Consider the following 20,649-nt stretch of genomic DNA (forward strand, 5'->3'; position numbering starts at 1 on the left):
TATGAATGCTTTCCTAGGTTGGATTGAAGAACGCATCCCAATGATGCGCGTAGCAAATATGCACGCTCTTCAATACCCTGCGCCAAAGAACATGAACTTTTGGTATGTGTTCGGTTTCTTGGCAACTATCGTTTTAGTTAACCAAATTATTACTGGTATTTGGTTGACCATGAACTTCGTTCCTTCTTCAGAAGGCGCGTTTGCTTCTGTTGAATACATCATGCGTGAGATCGACTACGGTTGGATTATCCGTTACATGCACAGTACTGGCGCGTCAGCGTTCTTTATTGTGGTATATCTGCACATGTTCCGTGGCATGATTTACGGTTCTTATCAGAAGCCACGTGAGCTCCTATGGGTGTTTGGTATGTTTATCTACCTTGCGCTTATGGCAGAAGCATTCATGGGTTATGTACTTCCTTGGGGACAAATGTCTTACTGGGGTGCACAGGTAATCGTATCGCTGTTTGGCGCTATACCTGTTGTTGGTCCTGACCTAGTAATCTGGCTACAGGGTGACTACGTTATCTCTGGCGCAACGCTAAACCGTTTCTTCGCACTACACGTTATTGCGCTGCCATTGGTTATTGTAATTCTTGTATTCCTTCACATTATCGCGCTTCACGAAGTGGGTTCAAACAACCCTGATGGTATCGCTATCAAGCATAAGAAGGGATCACTACCTGAGTCTGAAAAGACTAAATACGAAATTCACGAGTACTACACAAGCAAGTACGATATTGCTGACGATGTACTACCGTTCTTCCCGCACATCGTGCTTAAAGATCTAGTGGCGTTCTGTGTATTCTTAGCGCTGTTTACCTATGTGTTGTTCTTTGCGCCAGAAATGGGCGGTAAGTTCCTAGAGCACCCTAACTTTGAAATTGCTAACCCGCTGAAGACACCTGAGCATATCTTCCCAGTGTGGTACTTCACGCCGTTCTACGCCATTTTGAAAGCGGTACCGGATAAGCTATTCGGGGTATTAGCAATGTTTGGCGCAATTGCAGCGCTATTCGCTCTGCCTTGGGTTGATCGCGGACGTGTTAAGTCATGGCGCTATCGCTGTGGTCTACACAAAGTAAACCTTATTGTGTTTGCTATTGTGTTTATCTTCCTAGGTTACCTAGGTGGTACGCCACAAGAAAACTGGAAAATCATTGCATCTCAAATCGCGACAGTAATGTATTTCGGTTTCTTCATTGCACTGTTCTTGTACAGCAAAAATGAAAACACTAAACCTGTGCCAGAGAGGATTTCTAAATGAAAAAATTGATGTGCTTTTTAGCCTTCTTCCTACCTGGCGTAGCGCTTGCGGCAGGTGGAAACGTACACCTTGATAAAGCGCCTATCGATTTAACCGATAAGGCGTCTTTACAACGCGGTGCACAATTGTTCATGAACTACTGTTTAGGCTGTCACTCTATGAAGTATCAGCGCTATCAGCGTTCATTCCAAGATTTGGGTATTCCTGATGAATTGGGCCAAGAGCATTTGCAGTTTACGGGTGAAAAGGTTTCTGACTATATTACCCGTGCTATGCCTGAAGAGGCGGCTGCAACATGGTTCGGTGCGGCGCCACCAGACCTTACGCTTGTTGCTCGTGTTCGTGGAGAAGACTGGATTTACACTTACCTTCGCTCTTTCTATGTTGATGAGAGCCGTCCGTTTGGTGTGAACAACACAGTGTTCCCTGAAGTGGGTATGCCACACGTACTTCAACCACTTCAAGGTACGCCAACGCGCACCTATGAAGAGCAAATGGTTGACGGTGAAATGGTTAAGCGTTACGTAGGCATTAAGTCAGATGGTACTGGCGCGATGTCTCCTGACGAGTACGACCAAGCGGTTGCCGATATTGTGAACTTCCTTGAGTACACAGGTGAGCCTTCAAAACTTGAGTCTCACAAAATCGGTAAGTGGGTACTTATCTTTATCGCAGTATTGTTTGTATTTGTTTACTTACTGAAGAAAGAATACTGGCGAGAAGTGCACTAATCGCGCAGATTTATGTATAATACCAAAAGGGGGCTTCTCGCCCCCTTTTTTGGCATTTGTAATTCGCTCATTTTAGTGGGCATAAACTTGTTTCTCGACGGAGGAAATTGAATGGCCGTAGCCGCGAATAAACGTTCTATTATGACGTTGTTCTCTGACACAATTGATATTTATAGCCACCAGGTGCGCATTGTGTTGGCAGAAAAAGGTGTGGGTGTTGAAATCAGCTACACAGATCCTAGCAACCTGTCTGAAGATCTGTTGGAGCTAAACCCTTACGGTACTGTTCCAACTCTTGTTGATCGTGAACTTGTACTTTACAAGTCACACATCATCATGGAATACCTTGATGAGCGTTTCCCACATCCACCACTTATGCCGGTTTACCCAGTATCGCGTGGTCAAAGCCGTCTTATGATGCATCGCATTGAGCAAGACTGGTACTCTTTGGCAGCACGTATTTTCCGTGGTGAAGGCGATGTTGAAGCAGCGCGCAATGAATTGCGTGAAGCGCTACTTTCTTTAGCGCCTGTGTTTGGTGAAATGCCTTACTTCATGAGTGAAGAATTCAGCTTAGTTGATTGCTATCTTGCTCCGCTACTATGGCGTCTTCCTGCGCTAGGTATTGAGCTAAATGGTGCTGGCAGTAAAGAGATTAACGCGTATATGAACCGTATTTTCTCGCGCAGCTCATTTAAAGCGTCTTTGACGGACCAAGAGCGTGAGATCCACAACCCGCTATGACATCTATGACGTCAAACCAGCCCTATTTACTTAGGGCTTTTTATGAGTGGATTGTTGATAACGATTTAACACCTTACATTGTAGTTGATGCAACCAATGAGTTGGTGGAAGTGCCGCAGGAATTCGTTAAAGACGGACAAATTGTCTTAAACGTATCCCCAAGCGCATGTGTAAACTTCTCACTTGATGTGGAAGGCTTGTCATTTCAAGCGCGATTTGGTGGCCAACCTCGTCGTTTGAGCATGCCCTGCGAAGCGGTAATGGCCATATATGCACGTGAGAATGGTGCCGGAACTGTGTTTGCCACAGAAGAGGATATTGCGCGTGCACAAGAGGAGCGTCAACAGCAGGAGTCTGATGCACCACAGCCTCAAAGTGGCCCTACGTCACTTGAAGACGCAGATGCAGCAGACAAAGCAGATGCACCTGTGCCACCTAAAAAAGGTAAGCCTACCCTTAAGGTGATCAAATAAATCGATGTAGACTGGTTTCAATATTATGTTGAAGCCAGCTCATTGCATCGCCACTTTTCTGTTTCGCAATGTCTATCTATCTATAAAAAAGCACCCATAGCACGTAGTGCGAGGGCGCCCTTGTCATACACAAATGTCATAATCTGCTAAGCAAACTAATGACAATTAGCGCGTTCGAGTGATCACAACTCTGCTTGTCGGAAAATCAAAGCGATGCCCTTCAGTTAAAACCGAAGTCGCTAAACCTTCACGGCTGGGATCGGTTGCATTAGCATTGGTAGTAACACCTGTATGCAAACGCACAACATCCGCTAAGTCGTCTCGTACTGGATCATAACCCGCGGCCTCGCCGCCGCCACCTGCTGCACCCGCTGCTGGCCCAGGCATGGTTGCTGCGGTTTCAGTATTTGCCTCTGTTCCAGCATCCCATGTTACTGTCATAAAGGTTTTACTGTCACCCACCGACATATTGCTAACATCGGCTGCATTTAGCCCTGTGAAGGCATCGTTGGTGTTTACCAGCATCGTGGTTACCGTTAAACGCAAATCGTCAGCATCGAGCTCAGGAACCACTAAGGTGAACATGTCACTGCTTGTTTTAGGTCCTAAAATTCCACCCGAGTTCTGCGCATCCAAGAAATCGGTAGAGTCCATAGCCTCTTCAATCACCATAGCTGGGTTACCGCCTTCGGCCATAACTTCTATGCCCATGCTCGCCGCTTCGCCCTCTGCAAAAGCGTGGTAGCCTGATTCATGAAGAACAATGGCTGCTGGGGCAAACGGCTGTGCATAGGTAAGATTGGTAATTTGGACGGTATATACTGCGGAATTACCGTTAATACCGTCTTGGCCATCTGCGCCGTCTTGTCCATCTGTGCCATCGACACCCGCTTCACCTTGCGGACCAGCAGGCCCTTGGGGTCCTGTATCGCCATCATCGCCACACGCACTGACTAGTGCAGAGAGGATTAGCAGCGTACTGAGTTTTACAATTGGATTTTTCATTCTAACGCTCCTTACGACGCAGGAACCGTAATAACAACACGTGCAACAGGGTTCAACCAGCGGTGTACCGTAGAATCAAGGTCGCTAGCGCCGCCAGCGTTATCAGTATCACCTAGCGCGTTTCTGTGAATATGAACCGGGCCGTCTTCACCATCTTCAACTTCCCCATTAACAACTTGTGCACCTACGCCTGTACCACCGGTACCCAAATCAACAATACGAGTTGGGGCACCACCACCCGCTACTCCAGGCAGACCATAGCCACCTAACGCGTTGCCTGTACCCGCTTCAACTACATCAGTGCGTGCACTGTTCAACTCATCATTTAACTCTGTACCTGCATCATAGGCATTAAGATAGTAAGTATAAGTGCCAGGCTCTGTGGGGATTTCTATACTGTCCATACCAACAAATGCATCGTTAGTTGGGATCAACATCGCCAATAACGAAAGGTATGGCTTGTCCATAGTATCGAACGGATAGCTAAGTGTCGCACTAGGCGCCAGAAGACCACCAAAACGGTGCCATGTATTTGAGCCATTATCTGTGTCTACAGGGCCAAGAAGCGCTTCAAAGTTAGCACCACTTGAATCTGCATTTTGCTCATCGTCGATAACGCCAGCCTCTGCAAGCCACGCTAATGCAGTTGATGCAGGCTGACCCACTTCAAACGCATCTACCGTGTCGTCATGGGCAATAACCAGTCGAGGGGTAAAGCTTTGTGCCTGCGTTAAATTAGTAATTTCAACATCGACAGTCACTGCGTGGCTGAATGAAGCCGCGGCTAACGATAGCAGGGTAGCGCTAGCAAGTTTGGTGAATTTCATTTTTTTGTCCTTGTTTTGACCTAAAAGCGCATAAAAATGTAGGTCAGCAAAATGCGCAATTCATCACAGAAGTATTACAAAAAGGACACAGATCTCTGTCGTCTTAAAAACGAAGTATTAAAGTAGAATGAACAATTTTTTAATAGAAAGTGGAATAATTTTAAGCAACCTCCGGTCTTGATTATTAAGGGCAAAATAGGAGCTAGCTATGATCCTTGTAATCTATAGTGACAACCAGTTTCAGCAAATCATTACGCAAAGCTTGAGCAAGCACGGATTCTTGCATGATGTGGTTTCAAATTATCAAGCTGCACTGTCATTACTTGATGCTCAGCACTATTCACTCGTCATCGTACAGTCCCACGCGCAACAGTCTTGCTTAGACCGTATTGAACGTTTGGTATTACAAAACCCAGACAGTTGGATTATGGCCGTTGACGGTCAGCAAGTAACTAACGTGAGTGCTGATGAAGCGGATTATTTTGAGGTGGGCGTCGATGATTACCTTGGAGGCGCATTCAACGAGCGTGTGTTTGTTGCTCGAATTCGTTCGCATATGAGAAGGAGTATGCCAAGCCTTGACACAAGCCTTCAAAAAAACGCAGACAACAGCATTCAAGCTGGGCCCTTTAAAGTTGATTTACGCTATCACAGCGTTACGTTAAACGGACAAGCCCTATCGTTAACTGCCAGAGAGTTTACCCTTATTAACTACCTCTGCCGTCACCCAAATCAGGTTTTTTCGCGCAATCAGTTGTTGAGTGACGTATGGGGCTACAACCATGAAGGGTATGAGCATACCGTTAACACCCACATCAATCGATTGCGTAATAAGTTAGATAATGTAGCCAGTATAGATAACGGCGCACAGCTCGTTGAAACCGTGTGGGGTGTAGGATATAAGTTAAATTTAACCGGCTACGTCGACAAAGCACTCAGTGCGTAATGTGTATTTCGCTGAAAGGTTAGATAAGGAAAAGGGTAGCGGTACCCAAGAAGGCAAAAATACCTACAACATCAGTGATGGTAGTCAGGATAACGCTACCTGCTAATGCAGGATCTATTTTTAAGCGTTTCATAATCATAGGTAAGGTTGCGCCTGCTAACGCTGCTGCAATCATATTGACTAGCATTGCAAAGGCGATAATTACCCCAAGCATATAGTCTTGTTTCCACAGCGCGATTACCGAGGCAATCAGTACTGCCCAAATAGCCCCATTTAAAAAGCCAATGGACATCTCTTTACTAATTAACCAGCGGGAGTTACTCGCGTTGACGTGACCAAGTGCCATACCGCGTATGACCAGTGTAAGTGTTTGGTTACCTGCAACACCTCCCATGCTTGGCACAATAGTATTTAGAATCGCCAGCACGGCCAATTGACTTAAGGTTGCCTCGAATAAATCGCTTACCATTGCCGCCATAAGGGCAGTGACTAAGTTAACCGCTAACCAAACAGAACGACGTTTAGTACTTTGCATGACGGGTGCAAAAGTATCTTCGTCATCGTCAAGGCCCGCCATACTCATCATCGAGTGCTCTGCGTCTTCACGGATAATATCGACTACGTCGTCAATAGTAATACGACCAACGAGACGATTATTTTCATCTACCACAGGTGCTGATAACCAGTTATATCGCTCAAAGAGACTTGCCACTTCATCATCAGGCATATTAACGGGTATTGCTTCTGACTCTGTATCCATTACGTCAGACACTTTGTCATCTGTATCGGCGGTAAGTAAGCGAGTAACGGGGACAATACCAACAAGGTTATCGGTGCGATTTACTACATAAAAGGTATCGGTATTCTCAGGCAGCTCGCCTTTTAAGCGTATATAGCGTAGAACAACATCAATGGTAACATCTGGACGCAACGTAATTGTGTCCGTGTTCATAATGAAACCAGCGGTCTCTTCACCGTATGATAGTGCTTGCTCGGCACGCACCCTATCTTGGGCGTCCATGGAGTCGAGAATATCTTGTAAAACGGTTTCTGGAAGGCTACTGAGCGTTTCGGCTAAGTCATCCGTGTCCATCTCTTCCAATGCATCAACAACATTAGCTGGAAGCATTTTAGCGATGATGCCATTACGCACGTCATCAGAAAGTTCTTCTAATATATCACCGTGGAAATCGCCATCAATTAGCTCCCACAACTCATCACGAGTACGGCTGGGGCTGGATTCAAGAATATGAGCAACATCAGACGGGGGAAGTTCTAGCAGAAGCTTACGCACAGACACGAATTGACCGTTGTTCAATGCACCATTTAATGCACGAAGCTGAGTCTGTACGTATTTGGAAACAAGCGCTTCTGCCATAAGTAGCGAGTCCTACTAAGCTAAACTGAGATTAGATGAAACGAGCTCATCCCAATTTGTCTACAGGGCAATTTGGGATTTATGCAGTAGAATATCGCAATTGTGATGAAGCTGTCATGACAATTGCGAGCATAATGACGTTATTATGACTAAGTGTTGTTTATTTCGCCAATTCAAGTGCTTGTATTGGGCGGGAGCACTTACTCGGCCTCGTTGAATTTACCTTCAATAAGTTGCTCAATGGCTGCCATGGCTTCTTCGGCATCACTGCCTTGCACGACAACGTTGACCTGTTCACCTTGATGACTTTCAAGCATCATTAGTCCCAGCACACTATTTGCGTCAGCTTCCTTGTCACCCTTTTTAAGCACAATTTTGGCGTCAAATTGGTTGGCTAGTTGTACAAGTTGCGTGGCAGCACGAGCATGAAGCCCTAATTTATTAACGATTGTGAGTGTTTTCTCAATAATCATTACTGGTTCAACTCTCTGTGACGGATTTGAACGTCTGGATGAATTTCCAAAAATGTTTTTGATAGCGCTTGGGCGATGTATACCGAGCGGTGCTGTCCGCCAGTACAACCAATTGCCACGGTGACATAACTGCGATTATTGCGCTCTAAATGTGGAAGCCACGTTGTGATCAGGTTCTGTATTTGCCAAATAAATTTTGTTACTACAGGTTGAGACCCTAAAAATACTTCAACAGGCGCGTCTAGCCCAGTCAAGTGCTTTAAATCTGGTTCCCAATGAGGGTTGGGCAAAAACCGTGCATCAAATACATAGTCTGCATCTTTGGGAATGCCGTGCTTAAAGCCGAATGACTCAAAAACAAGCACTAATCGCGAGCTTTTCTTACCAAGAATACGTTCGCGTATTAGCTCAGCGAGTTGATGAATAGTGAGTTTGTCGGTATCCAAATAGAGATCGGCTCGCTCGACAATAGGGGCCAGCAGCGCTGACTCTGCGCGAATGGCTTCAGAGAGAGACTTGTTGAGCTTGGCCAGCGGGTGCAATCTGCGTGTTTCGCTAAAACGCTTAACGAGCACATCATCACTAGCATCAATATACACAATGGTCATCGACCAAGACGAAGGCAGGTAATCAAGTATTTCTACTAAATCGTCTGGATTTTTAGGCAGGTTACGTACGTCTATGCTAACGGCGACTTGGTCGTATTCATCAACCACTGTGTGCGTTAGCGTAGGGAGCAAGTTAACCGGAATATTGTCAACGCAGTAATACCCTAAGTCTTCAAGAGCGCGCAGTGCAATTGATTTTCCTGAGCCCGAACGACCACTGATAATAATCAGCTTCACTTATATTCTCCCTTTACACTGATAAGCGCTTAATGCAGTAATGTTGTATAGCAGCGAGTTACGCTAACGCATTTATAATGTCATCGCTTGTGGTAGCACGCCTTATTGCCTTAATAGTGTCTTTATTACTCAGTTTGCCAGCGACTGTGGCTAGTGTTTGTAGATGGCCTTCGGTTTGTTCTTCAGGTACTAATAGTGCAAAGAAAATATCGACAGGTTTTTCATCTAGCGCATCAAAATCAATAGCTGGTGTGCTGGTAACAACAATGGCAATAACTCTATCAAGGCCAGCTAAGCGACCATGGGGAAGGGCAATGCCGTTTCCGATACCTGTGCTACCCATTCGTTCTCTCGCCAACAAACTATTCAGTACCGTCGACTGGTCGATATGCGCGTTGTTCTTCGCAGCAATATCAGCAATGATCTCTAAAATACGCTTTTTACTATTACATTGAACCGCACATTCAGTGCGGTCCAGACTTACGATGGCTTGTATATCCATACTTAATTAACTACTAGTGCTTTTTAAGTTTTTCCTTATGCTTGATTACCTGCCGGTCGAGTTTATCAACCATGCTGTCAATCGCCGCATACATGTCGGTATTTTCTGAGGATGCGAATACTTCAGCGCCACTTAAGTGAACTGTCGCTTCTGCTTTTTGGTTTAATTTTTCAACGTTCAGGATGACATGCACATTAGAAATGTGATCAAAGTGACGTTCAAGTTTGCTGAACTTCGTATCGACATAATTACGCAAAGAGTCGGTGATTTCGACATGATGACCAGTAAGGTTGATTTGCATATTTCGTCTTCCTTATATTATTAAGCCCGTTAAATAAGGCTCTTGCGTTGGTTCGACGGCGGGATCGATAACGATTCCCGGTACTTTGCTATTGTCCGCCGGGCAACTTTAATGCCTTGCTCGGCCAACAATGAAGCAATCTTGCTATCACTTAGTGGTTTACTGGGTTTTTCAGCTGCCACTAGTTTTTTGATCAATGCACGAATGGCGGTTGATGAACATTCACCACCTGACTCCGTTGCAACATGGCTAGAGAAGAAATACTTCAACTCGAAGATGCCACGAGGGGTATGCATGTATTTTTGTGTTGTCACACGTGAAATAGTCGATTCGTGCATATCTACCATTTCTGCGACATCATTTAATACCATTGGTTTCATCATTTCTGGGCCATGCTCAAAAAAGCCCATTTGTTGCTGCACAATACAATTTGCTACCTTCATCAGTGTGTCGTTACGCGACTCTAGGCTTTTGATAAACCACTTGGCTTCTTGCATGTGTGAGCGGATAAATTGTGAATCGCTACTGTTCTTTGCACGGCGACTCATTGCGGCATATTGTTGATTGACGCTAAGTTTTGGCAGGCTATCAGGGTTCAGCTCAACCACCCAACGGCCATTCTTTTTGGTAACCGATACATCTGGAATAACGTACTCAGGTTCTTTAGTAACTAAAGCACTACCTGGGCGAGGATTCAAGGTTTGCAGCAAACGCATAGCCTCGCGAAGCTGATCTTCTTTCAATCGGCTCTTGCGCATTAAGGTGCGGTAATCTTTGCTGCTCAGCAAATCAGAATAGTCTTCTATTAACTGCTTTGCCTCGGCAAGCCATGGTGTATCATCTGCGAATTGGCGAAGCTGTACCATCAAGCACTCTTGCGGGGTGCGCGAACCAGAACCAATGGGATCGAACATTTGAATGCGCTTTAATACACATTCTACTTCGTCCATTTCAATGAGTTCCTCTTCATCTTCGCCAGAGACTTCTTGCGCGTTAACCGCCTCTAAAATCTCTTCAAGAGTAACGGTTAGATACCCTGACTCATCAATGGAATCAATGATAGCCATTGCAATGGCGCGGTCAGTGTCAGAAAAAGGGGTGAGGCGCATCTGCCACAATAGATGTTCTTGTATGTCCTCAGTCGTTTCACCTTGGAAAATTTGTTCGTCGTCACTGGCAGGTCCTGGTGCCGGCGCTGACGATGCTGAATAATACTCATCCCATGTGCTATCGATTGGCAATTCGTCCGGAAGATCATTTTTTTCTAGTGCGTCGCCAGCTTCCAAAGTATCACTTGATGCAGTGGCAGAAGCTTCTACCCCACTGTCATCATTATCGATGTTATTTTTTTCAAGCTGAGGCTCGTCGTGGCCTTCTTCAACTTCTAATAGCGGGTTTGAATCCAACGCTTCTTGAATTTCTTGTTGAAGATCGAGCGTAGAAAGCTGCAACAGTTTAATGGCCTGCTGCAACTGAGGTGTCATGGTGAGTTGTTGGCTAAATTTTAGCTGTAAAGATGGTTTCATCTACGTCTTATTTAAATGCTCTAAATTGAATATACCTGAGCGAGATTGAAAAATGACAATCCGGTTACACTAACTATAGCCTGAATTGTTCGCCTAGGTATACATCCCTTACTTTTTGATTACTTAAAACCTGTTCCGCAGTTCCTTGCGCAATAAGCTCGCCATGACTCACAATGTACGCTTTTTCACAAACATCCAATGTTTCTCGTACGTTGTGGTCAGTGATAAGGATACCGATACCCCTATCTCGAAGATGTTGAATAATCTTCTTTATATCATTTACTGATATTGGATCAACACCAGCAAAGGGTTCATCCAATAAAATAAATTGTGGTTTAGCAGCAAGGGCGCGCGCAATTTCCACTCGGCGGCGTTCTCCCCCTGACAAACTCATCCCCGTACTATTACGTATATGGTTAATATTAAATTCATCAAGTAGCGCATCGGCTTCTTCTTCCTGCTGTTGTGAATTTAAATCTTTACGGGTTTGTAAAATTGCCATGATATTTTCATGCACAGTGAGCTTTCTAAATATAGATGCTTCCTGCGGGAGATAGCCAATTCCGCGGCGTGCACGCTCATGCATGGGCTGATGTGTTAACTCGTTGTCGTCAATTTCAATGGCGCCCTTATCAAGGGGAACAAGCCCAACAATCATATAAAATGTTGTGGTCTTACCAGCACCATTTGGGCCTAACAGCCCTACAATTTGACCTGTCGATACACTGAGGCTGACATCTCGGACAACCTGGCGTGATTTATACGCCTTAGCAAGGTTTCTTGCGCTCAAAGTAGCCATTGCTATTGGTTGCCCTCGTTATCTTGTTCGTTGTCCTTAGCATTCGTCTTGCGAATCGCTTCAGGAGTGAAAACAGTTGTCACTCTCCCTTCACCGTTGTCGTCATCGCCACCGGTTGCAAGCAGTTGCTCGGTAATCATATCAAAGGTAATACTGTCACCTTTTACCATACTGGTGTCTTGTTTTAGTTCAGCCTTCCCTGTAAGCGATATCACCCGATTAATCACTTCGTAGCGAATTTCATTCGCCTTAGCGGATACTGGCGTTCCATCTTCAAACTCTTGCGTATAGCTCGCAGGGTTACCGCGTGCGACAAACACTTCTCTACCTTCGCCCGCTGTCGCGATAACTTCAACTTCGTCGGCATTAATCACAAGCGAGCCTTGAGTAATTAGAACATCATCTTTAAACAACGATGTTTTATTTTTTCCATCAACAAATTGTGACTTAGCATCGACTTTAATTGGCTTAGAAAAGTCATCTTCATTAGCGAAAACGGAACCACTAGCCAACGCTAAAATTAAGCTAGTTGCTAGGGGAATAAGTGGTTTGTACATGATCGATAAGCTCATATTCTTGGGTGCGTAAATTCGCATTAAACCCATTGCTTTGAATGACATATTGCGACCCCAGTATCTCTACTGGTTGATCAGATGTCATCTGCTTGTTGTCTAAATTAATCTGAATGTATTGTGTCGTAATGGTTTTGACAAAGTCATCTGTAGTTTGGTTCTCTATTTGTACATTATTTTCAAGCTGAATCAGCTCGTTGTTGTACAATGTTCCTTCCACAGCGGTAACGACCCACGGTGACGTAGCGTTATCAGTATAAAGTGTGTAGCGTGGCGCACGGAACAATACAAAGCCAAGTTGATCGTAGTGTTCCATCGATTCAGCAAACACCTTATGGTTGAGCTGTCCGTCTTGATTATAAAGAGTTGTAGTAAGATTTTTTGCCTTATACGCGGGTTTCAATGCATCAAGTTCGCCGCTATTTCTTACTTCTGGCGGCTCTTCCATCCACGTGGGTAAATACATTAGCAGCGCCAATATAAATAGCGCAGAAATGCTCAGCCCCAGTCGATTGAAGCCAAATTGGCTCATACACTCGCTCCAAAAATACCTTGTTCAACCCCTTTGGCTTGCAGGATTGTGTCAGAAATTTCGCGCACAGCCCCAAATCCACCAGGGAGCGTAGTTTTCCAGTTAGCTTGTTTAGCGACAAAAGGGTGGGCATCTGAAACTGCAATTTTTACACTTGCATGGGCAAACATACCTGTGTCAGGCATGTCGTCGCCTACAGTGGCAACATTATCAGGGCGCAATGACAATTCAGTCATTAGGGCTTGTAGTGCGGCAGACTTATTTTCTTCGCCTTGAATGATATGGGCTACGTTGAGTGCCTTCATGCGGTTTTCCACAATGGTAGAGCGACGCCCAGTAATTACTGCAACGTCAACGCCATGACTCACTAAGGCCTTAACGCCGTAGCCATCTCGGGTGTGAAATGCTTTGAGCTCTTCACCATCATTGCCCAGATAAATGCGCCCATCAGAAAAAACACCATCTACATCACATACCAGCAGTTTAATATCTGCAAGACGCTTAAAGAGCGTGTCATCTAAATCGGTATATAACGTTGTCGCCATTTACAGCACCCCCGCTTTTAATAGCATATGCATGTTGAAGGCGCCGATAGGTTTGCGATCGCTGTCAACCACCATCAATGCACTAATTTTATGGCTTTCCATTAGGTTCAATGCTTCAACCGCTAGCTCTTCTTGAGTGGTTGTTTTTCCGCCTTGTGTCATAACGTCAATAACTTGGGCACTATGTAAATCAACTCGCGCATCTAAAATACGACGCAAGTCTCCGTCTGTAAACACGCCAAGCAAAATTCCGGCACTATCAATAATGCCTGTCATTCCTAATCCTTTTTTAGAAATTTCAAGGAGTGCTTCGGCAACGGTTGCATCTGACTTTGTTAGCGGAATATCGCTACCCGAGAGCATTATGTCGCCTACTTTAAGCAGTAGCTTTCGGCCCAAGCTTCCACCTGGGTGTGACAACGCAAAGTCGTCAGATGTGAATCCTTTCTTGTCTAACAATGCTACTGCGAGTGCATCCCCCATAACTAATGTTGCTGTTGTGCTAGAGGTTGGCGCTAAGCCTAGTGAGCATGCCTCTTGCTCGACACTAATATCGAGTACGATATCAGCGTATTGGCCTAGCGAGCTTTGTGCACTGTTTGTCATGGCGACAACTCTTATTCCTAAGCGTTTCACCACGGGCAGCAAGTTAACAATTTCGCTCGTCTCGCCCGAATTGGAGATAGCGAGCAATACATCGCCCTTACTCAACATGCCTAGATCACCATGGTTTGCTTCGCCAGGGTGCATGAAAAAAGAGGGGGTACCTGTGCTGGCAAGTGTTGCAGCAATCTTATTGCCAATATGACCGGATTTTCCCATTCCTGAAACAACGACCTTACCCGTACAGGAAAACAGAATATCACAGGCTTTCTCAAAATTTTCATTTAAGCGACTGGCAAGATTTTCGATAGCGCTAGCTTCAATATCGATAACGCGTTTTGCAGAGGCAATGTAGGTGTTTTGTAATTCGTTATTCATGATTATCCAAACAGCCAGAATTGATAGCCGATAAAACAGGCAAGCAATAAAAATCCGTTGGGCCTAGAAATAGTGCGTTTGCCAATCAGATCGAAACTAAACAGGAATAGTAGCAAGGTCAAGCCAAGCATGACGTACATGTCGCGATTATAAACATCAGGGTCCAGTAGCCCTGGTGCTATTAGACCTGGCATACCCAACACGGCGAGTAGGTTGAAAATATTTGAGCCGATAATGTTACCCAATGCTAAATCATCCTCACCTTTAAGCACGCCGGCAATGCTGGCTGCAAGTTCGGGTAAGCTTGTTCCAAGTGCGATAATTGTTAATCCAATAACTAAATCAGAAATACCAAGATAACGCGCGATTTCTACAGCGGAATTTACTAAGAAATGGGCACTTAAAGGCAAAATAACAAGACCAACACCAATCCAAATAAGAGCAGACGTGTTCGACACATCTTTAGGGATTTCATCGGCAGTTTCGGCAACGAGAGGGTCTTCTTTATCAACTTGTAGCGAGAGCCACGCCATCATCGCTAAAACAAAAATAAAAAGACCTAGCAAAATAATGCCTTCGTAGGATTTTAATTCGCCATCAAACATAAAGCCTATTGCGATAAGCGAGATGATGAGTAGCGCCGGGAGTTCACGTTTAAGCGTTGTTGAGGAAACGATAAGAGGTTTAACTAACGCGGTGATACCCAACACTAATGCGACGTTGGTGATGTTAGACCCTAATGCGTTACCTACCGCAGTGTTCATATTTCCGTTTGCTGAGGCAATCGCTGATACGACGATTTCAGGGGCTGATGAGCCCATCGCCACAATAGTGAGACCTATCATCATCGGCGATATTCCGATGTTTTTCGCCAGTGCAGATGCACCGTATACAAAGCGATCGGCACTCCAACTTAAAATCACTAGTCCTACGATGAAAATTACGATGTTTAAAAGCACAACAACCTGTAATAAAAAGTATTTCGCTAGATTGTCGCAAAAACAGTGCCATTTGCATATGGGAAGTGCGTTTTATTTTATTGTACCGATAAAGTATCTGTTTTGGGCGTTACCACACTCTATAAACATGTTGCATTGCCTTTAACACACGACAAGCGACCAGATTTTAGCGAAATTTACTGTAAAATCAGGCGTTACGATGAGCTCGTTCAGTTTCAGTTAATAAAAAATACTCTACCATTTTAGTGCCCAGATAAGTGTTATAGGGCTTTTCGAATAAGACAACTAAAACAGCGATTGGGCTGACAGGCTTAATCATTCGTATTCATCGAACATAACTTGTAACTTTTTGACTTTGGCGCCGCCCTTGAAAAAGCGTAGAATGTCACTAGATTACACTGCCCAGTAAACTTTACTGTGAAAGTAATCGAAGGCATAGAACTTGAATGTTCTCGATGTTAAATAAATTTTTATAAAGCCCGCCGATGTAAATACTGGCGGCTTCATTAGGTCAAGGGTCGACATTAAACACGCTATGGATCATTTAGTTGAAATAGACAACCTTACCTTTAAGCGTGCCGATCGTATTATTTACGATGGCATTTCGCTTAAAGTGCCCAAGGGAAAAATTACTGCGGTAATGGGCCCAAGTGGTATTGGTAAAACCACACTGCTGCGCCTTATCGGCGGCCAGTTAACACCTGATGAAGGTGATGTGAAGTTCGACGGGGACTCCATTGTCTCTATGTCGAGGAAGTCGCTATATCAGACCCGACGCAGAATGAGCATGTTATTTCAAAGTGGCGCGCTCTTTACTGACATGAGCGTGTTTGACAACGTGGCCTTCCCGCTGCGTGAGCACACCCAACTTTCAGAAGATGTGATCGCTACTATTGTCGCTTTAAAGCTACAGGCTGTAGGTTTACGCGGGGCAGCGAAGTTAATGCCAAGTGAATTGTCAGGCGGTATGGCGAGACGCGCAGCCTTGGCCAGAGCAATCGCTCTTGACCCTGACTTAATTATGTATGATGAGCCCTTTGCAGGTCAGGACCCTATTTCAATGGGGGTTCTTGTTAAACTCATACGTGAACTGAACGACGCATTAAATCTTACCAGCATAGTGGTAACCCATGATGTCACGGAAGTATTAACCATTGCTGATTACATTTATATTCTTGCTGATAAGCGGGTAATTGGTGAAGGAAGTGCGCAACAAATTAGAGAAAGTGACAGTGAGTTAGTACAGCAGTTTCTGAAAGGAAAAGCTGATGGCCCTGTCCCATTTCATTATCCGGCATCTGATCTGAAAACGAGCTTTCTGGGGGCGGGTAAATGAGTTTCTTACAATCCGTCGGTGCGAACACCATAGGTAAAATTACGGCAATTGGCCGTGCCGCCATTATGCTATTTGGTGCATTAATCGCCGTACCTCGTATTAAAAATATCCCGCTGATTATCAGGCAACTTTACGTGGTTGGTGTTCAATCACTGCTTATCATAATGGTGTCAGGACTTTTTATTGGCATGGTAATGGCGCTTCAAGGCTACACTATCTTGGTGGATTATGGTGCAGAAGGTAGCCTAGGTCCCATGGTAGCGCTCTCGTTATTAAGAGAGCTTGGGCCTGTTGTTACTGCACTACTTTTTGCAGGGCGAGCGGGTTCAGCATTAACTGCCGAAATAGGACTAATGAAAGCGACCGAACAGTTAAGTAGCCTCGAAATGATGGCTGTCGATCCACTACGCCGTATTGTTGCTCCGCGCTTTTGGGCAGGTATGTTAGCTATGCCAATGCTTGCGATCATTTTTAGCGCAATTGGTATACTAGGCGGGCACTTAGTGGGCGTTGACTGGTTAGGCGTTGATGCAGGAAGTTATTGGTCAATTATGCAGTCCACAGTAGATTGGAACCAAGATGTAGTGAACGGTGTAATAAAAAGCCTCGTTTTTGCCTTGGTTGTGACCTGGATTGCCATATTTAAAGGGTACGATTCTATTCCAACATCGGAAGGGATCAGCAAAGCCACTACTGAAACAGTAGTGTATTCATCATTAGCAGTATTAGGGCTGGATTTCGTACTTACCGCCCTTATGTTTGGTATCGAGTAGGGGATCGGAATGAACAAGTATAAAACGGAAGTCATGGTTGGTGTGTTTGTCATGCTGACAATCGGCGCACTGTTGTTGTTGGCGCTAAAAGTGGCTAACCAAACGGTTGCAACAGAAGGCGATTCCTACACGCTATATGCAAAATTTGACAACATTGGTGGATTGAAGCCCCGTTCTGCCGTCAAGGTTGGTGGCGTTACAGTGGGGCGAGTATCTTCGATTACCTTAGATCAGGAAGACTTCACGCCAGTTGTTGAGTTATCGATTCTTAAAGAATACAACGGTTTTCCAGAAACCAGTTCGGTATCCATTTTGACGTCAGGTCTTCTTGGAGAGCAATATGTTGGGTTTCAGCCTGGTTTCTCTTTCGATGGTGTGGCGAATTTACAAGATGGTGATTACCTCCAAGATACTAAGTCAGCATTGGTATTAGAGGATTTGATTGGCCAATTCTTATTTAACCGCGGTAGTGACGAAGACTAATTGCGTAAATAAACGCATAGATATAAAGATTTGATGCGGTTCGTTGAAACTAAACAGTGTATCAACGGGTCTGCATAAGTGAGATTGTTTTAGGAGAGTTACTTTGAAAAAGTTAATGGTAGCAATTGGCATAATGATGATGTCAGTAGTAGGGTCGGTCAGCGCACAGGAAGTGAATGAGCAGAACCCGTATGCACTCGTTCAAGACGTTGCAAATAGAACGTTTGAGCGTATTAAGGCAAACCAAGAAGCAATTAAAGCTGATCCAGAAATGCTGCGTACCATTATGGAAGAAGAGCTTGTACCGCATATTGATTATAAGTTTGCTGCGTTTATGGTTTTGGGCAAGCACTTTAAGTCAGTACCACAGGAAAAGATGGGTGAATACATCAGTGTTTTTCGCCAATACCTAATTACTACCTACGCTATTGCAATGGGATACTACGACAATCAAACTGTTGTATTTGAACCTGAGTCGAGCTTTGATGACAAGAAATCAGTAACAGTGCGCGCCGTAGTACAGGATCCAAATCGTCCAGAAATCAAAATTGCTTTCAAAGTACGCAAAGACAGCAAGACAAATGAATGGAAAGCGTATGACATGGTCGCAGAGGGTATTAGCCTGCTAAATAGCAAGCGTAGTGAATTTGAATCTATCTTACGTCAAGATGGTATCGACTCAGTTATTGCACTTATGCGTGACAAGATTGGCCAGCCGGTAGAGCTTAACCAAGGCGAAGCGGTTGAGATTTCAGGCGAAGCTGAGGGAGAGTCTGAGTGAGCCTTTTTGAGGTAAACGACAAAGGCAATATTGTTGTTCACGGTCACCTTGACCGTGACACGCTGTCCAAAAACTTTTGGGAATGCTTGAGTAGCAAAGAGCGGGAACGATTAATCAATAGTGGTGCGTGTCGAATTGACCTTAGCGATGTAGAGCGCGCGGATAGTGCTGGCCTAGCATGGCTAATTAATGCGGTTAGGGATGCAGGTCAAAACGGTGTTAGCATGACCCTGCACAAAATGCCTGAGAAGCTGCACAAGCTTGCAAAAATTAGCGACGCAGATAGCTTTTTGCCAGTAGAATAGAGCCCACATTAGCGAATATAAGAAGTAAGTTATGGAATTGTCTGAAATCGAAAAAATTTTGAAGGACGCTTTAGACCTTCACGAAGTTCACGTGAAAGGCGAGGGGTCGCATTATAATATTATCGCTGTAAGTGACGTGTTCAACGACATGAGCCGCGTTAAGCGCCAGCAAGCCGTATATGCACCACTTGCAGATAAAATAGCCGATGGCAGCATGCATGCAATTACGATTAAGACGTTTTCAGTTAAAGACTGGGAGCGTGAGCGCCAGTTCAATATCCCTCAATAATAGGCTGTATACGTGGATAAACTAGTTATAAAGAAGAGCCCGGCATTAGAAGGTACGGTGCGAATCTCCGGCGCGAAAAATGCTGCCCTTCCATTGTTGATGACAAGCCTGTTAACAGACTCTCCTTGTCGATACACAAACGTACCGCGTCTGCGCGATATAAATACCACGATGGCTTTGCTAAGAGAGCTGGGCGTGGAGGTTGCTCAACCAGCGCCGAATGACATCTTAATTGACGCAAGTACGCTAGAGAGTGTAACAGCATCTTATGATCTTGTTCGCACAATGAGAGCTTCTATTCTTGTGCTAGGTCCGCTACTAGCAAAACAAGGTAAGGCAAATGTGTCATTACCTGGCGGCTGTGCAATTGGCGCACGACCGGTGAATCTGCATCTTACAGGCCTAGAAAAAATGGGCGCCAAGATTGAAGTTGATGAAGGTTATATTCGCGCTGAAGTTGATGGTAGGTTAAAAGGCGCACGCATATTCATGGATATGGTAAGCGTGGGAGCCACCGAGAATCTACTGATGGCTGCAGCGCTTGCTGATGGTACCACTGTACTAGAGAACGCAGCACGTGAGCCTGAAATTGTAGATTTGGCAAATTGCTTAATTCAAATGGGTGCGAAGATCAGCGGCGCTGGTAGTGATAAAATTACGGTTGAAGGTGTAGAAACACTGTCTGGCTGTGATTATGCTGTGTTACCTGACCGTATTGAGACGGGGACGTTCCTTGTTGCGGCTGCCGCAACGGGCGGTAAAATTCGATGTACCCATGCAGCGCCTGATACTCTTGACGCTGTGCTCGACAAGCTTGAGCAAGCCGGTGCAAAAATTACCACTGGTGATGACTGGATTGAGCTTGATATGCAAGGAAACAAGCCCAAGGCTGTGCGCGTAAAAACAGCGCCACACCCAGCGTTTCCCACTGATATGCAAGCTCAGTTTGTGACCCTTAATTGTGTTGCAGAGGGCACGGGTGTTATCACCGAAACTATTTTCGAAAATCGCTTTATGCATGTGCCTGAGTTGCAACGTATGGGCGCTGAAATTGCGCTAGAGGCAAACTCTGCGGTTTCAAAAGGAAGCTCAAAACTGAAAGGTGCGCCTGTAATGGCAACAGACCTGCGAGCATCTGCTAGTTTGGTTATTGCTGGACTTATTGCAGAAGGTGAAACCCACGTAAATCGAATCTATCACTTAGATAGAGGGTATGAAGCCATTGAAGAAAAGCTTGGTGCGCTAGGGGCTAATATTCAACGCGTAAAAGAATAAA

The 20,649-nt window shown here is 44.9% G+C and carries 26 protein-coding genes; 12 read left to right on the plus strand and 14 right to left on the minus strand.

The window, feature by feature from the left end; translation table 11 throughout:
- Window position 1 precedes the first annotated feature (1 nt).
- The 4 genes from OZ660_RS03630 (at window position 2) to OZ660_RS03645 (ending at window position 3,215) form a co-directional block, all read left to right on the plus strand.
- Entirely contained in the window at window positions 2–1,267 is a 1,266-nt protein-coding gene (locus tag OZ660_RS03630) for a cytochrome b (RefSeq protein WP_159623935.1), read from the plus strand.
- Complete coding sequence (locus tag OZ660_RS03635) at window positions 1,264–1,998, plus strand: cytochrome c1 (RefSeq protein ID WP_159623934.1); 735 nt, start codon at window positions 1,264–1,266, stop codon at window positions 1,996–1,998. The genes OZ660_RS03630 and OZ660_RS03635 overlap by 4 nt, the downstream gene beginning before the upstream one ends.
- Before the next feature lie 111 nt (window positions 1,999–2,109).
- The gene (gene sspA, locus OZ660_RS03640) at window positions 2,110–2,742 is read left to right on the plus strand and encodes a stringent starvation protein SspA (protein ID WP_012517332.1); all 633 of its coding nucleotides are present in this window, start codon (window positions 2,110–2,112) and stop codon (window positions 2,740–2,742) included.
- Window positions 2,739–3,215, plus strand: a complete 477-nt coding sequence (locus OZ660_RS03645) for a ClpXP protease specificity-enhancing factor (protein ID WP_198814515.1) — start codon at window positions 2,739–2,741, stop codon at window positions 3,213–3,215. The genes sspA and OZ660_RS03645 overlap by 4 nt, the downstream gene beginning before the upstream one ends.
- Before the next feature lie 165 nt (window positions 3,216–3,380).
- Here the strand turns inward: OZ660_RS03645 and OZ660_RS03650 are convergent, their stop codons facing one another.
- Complete coding sequence (locus tag OZ660_RS03650) at window positions 3,381–4,220, minus strand: spondin domain-containing protein (RefSeq protein ID WP_226432877.1); 840 nt, start codon at window positions 4,218–4,220, stop codon at window positions 3,381–3,383.
- A gap of 11 nt (window positions 4,221–4,231) precedes the next feature.
- Complete coding sequence (locus OZ660_RS03655) at window positions 4,232–5,047, minus strand: spondin domain-containing protein (RefSeq protein WP_198814517.1); 816 nt, start codon at window positions 5,045–5,047, stop codon at window positions 4,232–4,234.
- A 208-nt stretch (window positions 5,048–5,255) separates the two neighbouring features.
- Here OZ660_RS03655 and OZ660_RS03660 point away from each other — a divergent pair, with 208 nt between their 5' ends.
- Window positions 5,256–5,993 carry a response regulator transcription factor gene (locus OZ660_RS03660; protein WP_226432879.1) on the plus strand — a complete coding sequence of 246 codons (738 nt, stop codon included), beginning with the start codon at window positions 5,256–5,258 and terminating at the stop codon, window positions 5,991–5,993.
- A 19-nt stretch (window positions 5,994–6,012) separates the two neighbouring features.
- Here OZ660_RS03660 and mgtE read toward each other — a convergent pair whose 3' ends face one another.
- From mgtE to OZ660_RS03720, 12 genes are all read right to left on the minus strand, one after another.
- Window positions 6,013–7,371, minus strand: a complete 1,359-nt coding sequence (mgtE, locus tag OZ660_RS03665) for a magnesium transporter (protein ID WP_159623929.1) — start codon at window positions 7,369–7,371, stop codon at window positions 6,013–6,015.
- Between the two features lie 200 nt (window positions 7,372–7,571).
- Window positions 7,572–7,844 carry an HPr family phosphocarrier protein gene (locus tag OZ660_RS03670; protein ID WP_159623928.1) on the minus strand — a complete coding sequence of 91 codons (273 nt, stop codon included), beginning with the start codon at window positions 7,842–7,844 and terminating at the stop codon, window positions 7,572–7,574.
- Entirely contained in the window at window positions 7,844–8,689 is an 846-nt protein-coding gene (gene rapZ, locus OZ660_RS03675; RefSeq protein ID WP_202263729.1) for an RNase adapter RapZ, read from the minus strand. The genes OZ660_RS03670 and rapZ overlap by 1 nt, the downstream gene beginning before the upstream one ends.
- A gap of 58 nt (window positions 8,690–8,747) precedes the next feature.
- Entirely contained in the window at window positions 8,748–9,191 is a 444-nt protein-coding gene (gene ptsN, locus OZ660_RS03680; RefSeq protein ID WP_202263731.1) for a PTS IIA-like nitrogen regulatory protein PtsN, read from the minus strand.
- Window positions 9,192–9,204: 13 nt separating this feature from the next.
- Window positions 9,205–9,492: a ribosome hibernation promoting factor gene (gene hpf / locus OZ660_RS03685; protein WP_012517338.1), complete on the minus strand. Its 288-nt coding sequence runs from the start codon at window positions 9,490–9,492 to the stop codon at window positions 9,205–9,207.
- Between the two features lie 29 nt (window positions 9,493–9,521).
- On the minus strand, window positions 9,522–11,018 hold the full coding sequence (locus tag OZ660_RS03690; RefSeq protein WP_274742590.1) for an RNA polymerase factor sigma-54: 1,497 nt from the start codon (window positions 11,016–11,018) through the stop codon (window positions 9,522–9,524).
- Between the two features lie 73 nt (window positions 11,019–11,091).
- The gene (gene lptB / locus OZ660_RS03695) at window positions 11,092–11,817 is read right to left on the minus strand and encodes an LPS export ABC transporter ATP-binding protein (RefSeq protein WP_159623924.1); all 726 of its coding nucleotides are present in this window, start codon (window positions 11,815–11,817) and stop codon (window positions 11,092–11,094) included.
- Between the two features lie 2 nt (window positions 11,818–11,819).
- A complete protein-coding gene (gene lptA / locus OZ660_RS03700) occupies window positions 11,820–12,374 on the minus strand; it encodes a lipopolysaccharide transport periplasmic protein LptA (RefSeq protein WP_274742591.1) in 555 nt (184 codons plus the stop codon).
- Complete coding sequence (gene lptC / locus OZ660_RS03705) at window positions 12,343–12,921, minus strand: LPS export ABC transporter periplasmic protein LptC (protein ID WP_202263738.1); 579 nt, start codon at window positions 12,919–12,921, stop codon at window positions 12,343–12,345. The genes lptA and lptC overlap by 32 nt, the downstream gene beginning before the upstream one ends.
- Window positions 12,918–13,466: a 3-deoxy-manno-octulosonate-8-phosphatase KdsC gene (gene kdsC, locus OZ660_RS03710; protein ID WP_274742592.1), complete on the minus strand. Its 549-nt coding sequence runs from the start codon at window positions 13,464–13,466 to the stop codon at window positions 12,918–12,920. The genes lptC and kdsC overlap by 4 nt, the downstream gene beginning before the upstream one ends.
- A complete protein-coding gene (locus tag OZ660_RS03715; RefSeq protein ID WP_274742593.1) occupies window positions 13,467–14,447 on the minus strand; it encodes a KpsF/GutQ family sugar-phosphate isomerase in 981 nt (326 codons plus the stop codon).
- 2 nt (window positions 14,448–14,449) lie between these two features.
- Entirely contained in the window at window positions 14,450–15,406 is a 957-nt protein-coding gene (locus OZ660_RS03720) for a calcium/sodium antiporter (RefSeq protein WP_202263752.1), read from the minus strand.
- A 535-nt stretch (window positions 15,407–15,941) separates the two neighbouring features.
- Between OZ660_RS03720 and mlaF the strand changes: the two genes are divergently transcribed.
- From mlaF to murA, 7 genes are all read left to right on the plus strand, one after another.
- A complete protein-coding gene (mlaF, locus tag OZ660_RS03725; protein WP_202263754.1) occupies window positions 15,942–16,742 on the plus strand; it encodes a phospholipid ABC transporter ATP-binding protein MlaF in 801 nt (266 codons plus the stop codon).
- Window positions 16,739–17,515 carry a lipid asymmetry maintenance ABC transporter permease subunit MlaE gene (gene mlaE / locus OZ660_RS03730; protein ID WP_159623917.1) on the plus strand — a complete coding sequence of 259 codons (777 nt, stop codon included), beginning with the start codon at window positions 16,739–16,741 and terminating at the stop codon, window positions 17,513–17,515. The genes mlaF and mlaE overlap by 4 nt, the downstream gene beginning before the upstream one ends.
- Before the next feature lie 9 nt (window positions 17,516–17,524).
- Window positions 17,525–17,998 (plus strand): outer membrane lipid asymmetry maintenance protein MlaD, encoded by a 474-nt coding sequence (gene mlaD, locus OZ660_RS03735; protein WP_159623916.1) that lies wholly within the window; start codon window positions 17,525–17,527, stop codon window positions 17,996–17,998.
- Between the two features lie 103 nt (window positions 17,999–18,101).
- On the plus strand, window positions 18,102–18,779 hold the full coding sequence (locus OZ660_RS03740) for an MlaC/ttg2D family ABC transporter substrate-binding protein (protein WP_274742594.1): 678 nt from the start codon (window positions 18,102–18,104) through the stop codon (window positions 18,777–18,779).
- A complete protein-coding gene (locus OZ660_RS03745) occupies window positions 18,776–19,084 on the plus strand; it encodes an STAS domain-containing protein (RefSeq protein WP_274742595.1) in 309 nt (102 codons plus the stop codon). Before OZ660_RS03740 ends, OZ660_RS03745 begins: the two co-directional genes overlap by 4 nt.
- A gap of 31 nt (window positions 19,085–19,115) precedes the next feature.
- Window positions 19,116–19,373: a BolA family protein gene (locus OZ660_RS03750; protein WP_159623913.1), complete on the plus strand. Its 258-nt coding sequence runs from the start codon at window positions 19,116–19,118 to the stop codon at window positions 19,371–19,373.
- A gap of 12 nt (window positions 19,374–19,385) precedes the next feature.
- Window positions 19,386–20,648, plus strand: a complete 1,263-nt coding sequence (gene murA, locus OZ660_RS03755) for a UDP-N-acetylglucosamine 1-carboxyvinyltransferase (RefSeq protein WP_159623912.1) — start codon at window positions 19,386–19,388, stop codon at window positions 20,646–20,648.
- Window position 20,649 lies beyond the last annotated feature (1 nt).

This window comes from Alteromonas sp. 009811495, assembly GCF_028865455.1.
Classification (GTDB): Bacteria; Pseudomonadota; Gammaproteobacteria; order Enterobacterales; family Alteromonadaceae; genus Alteromonas.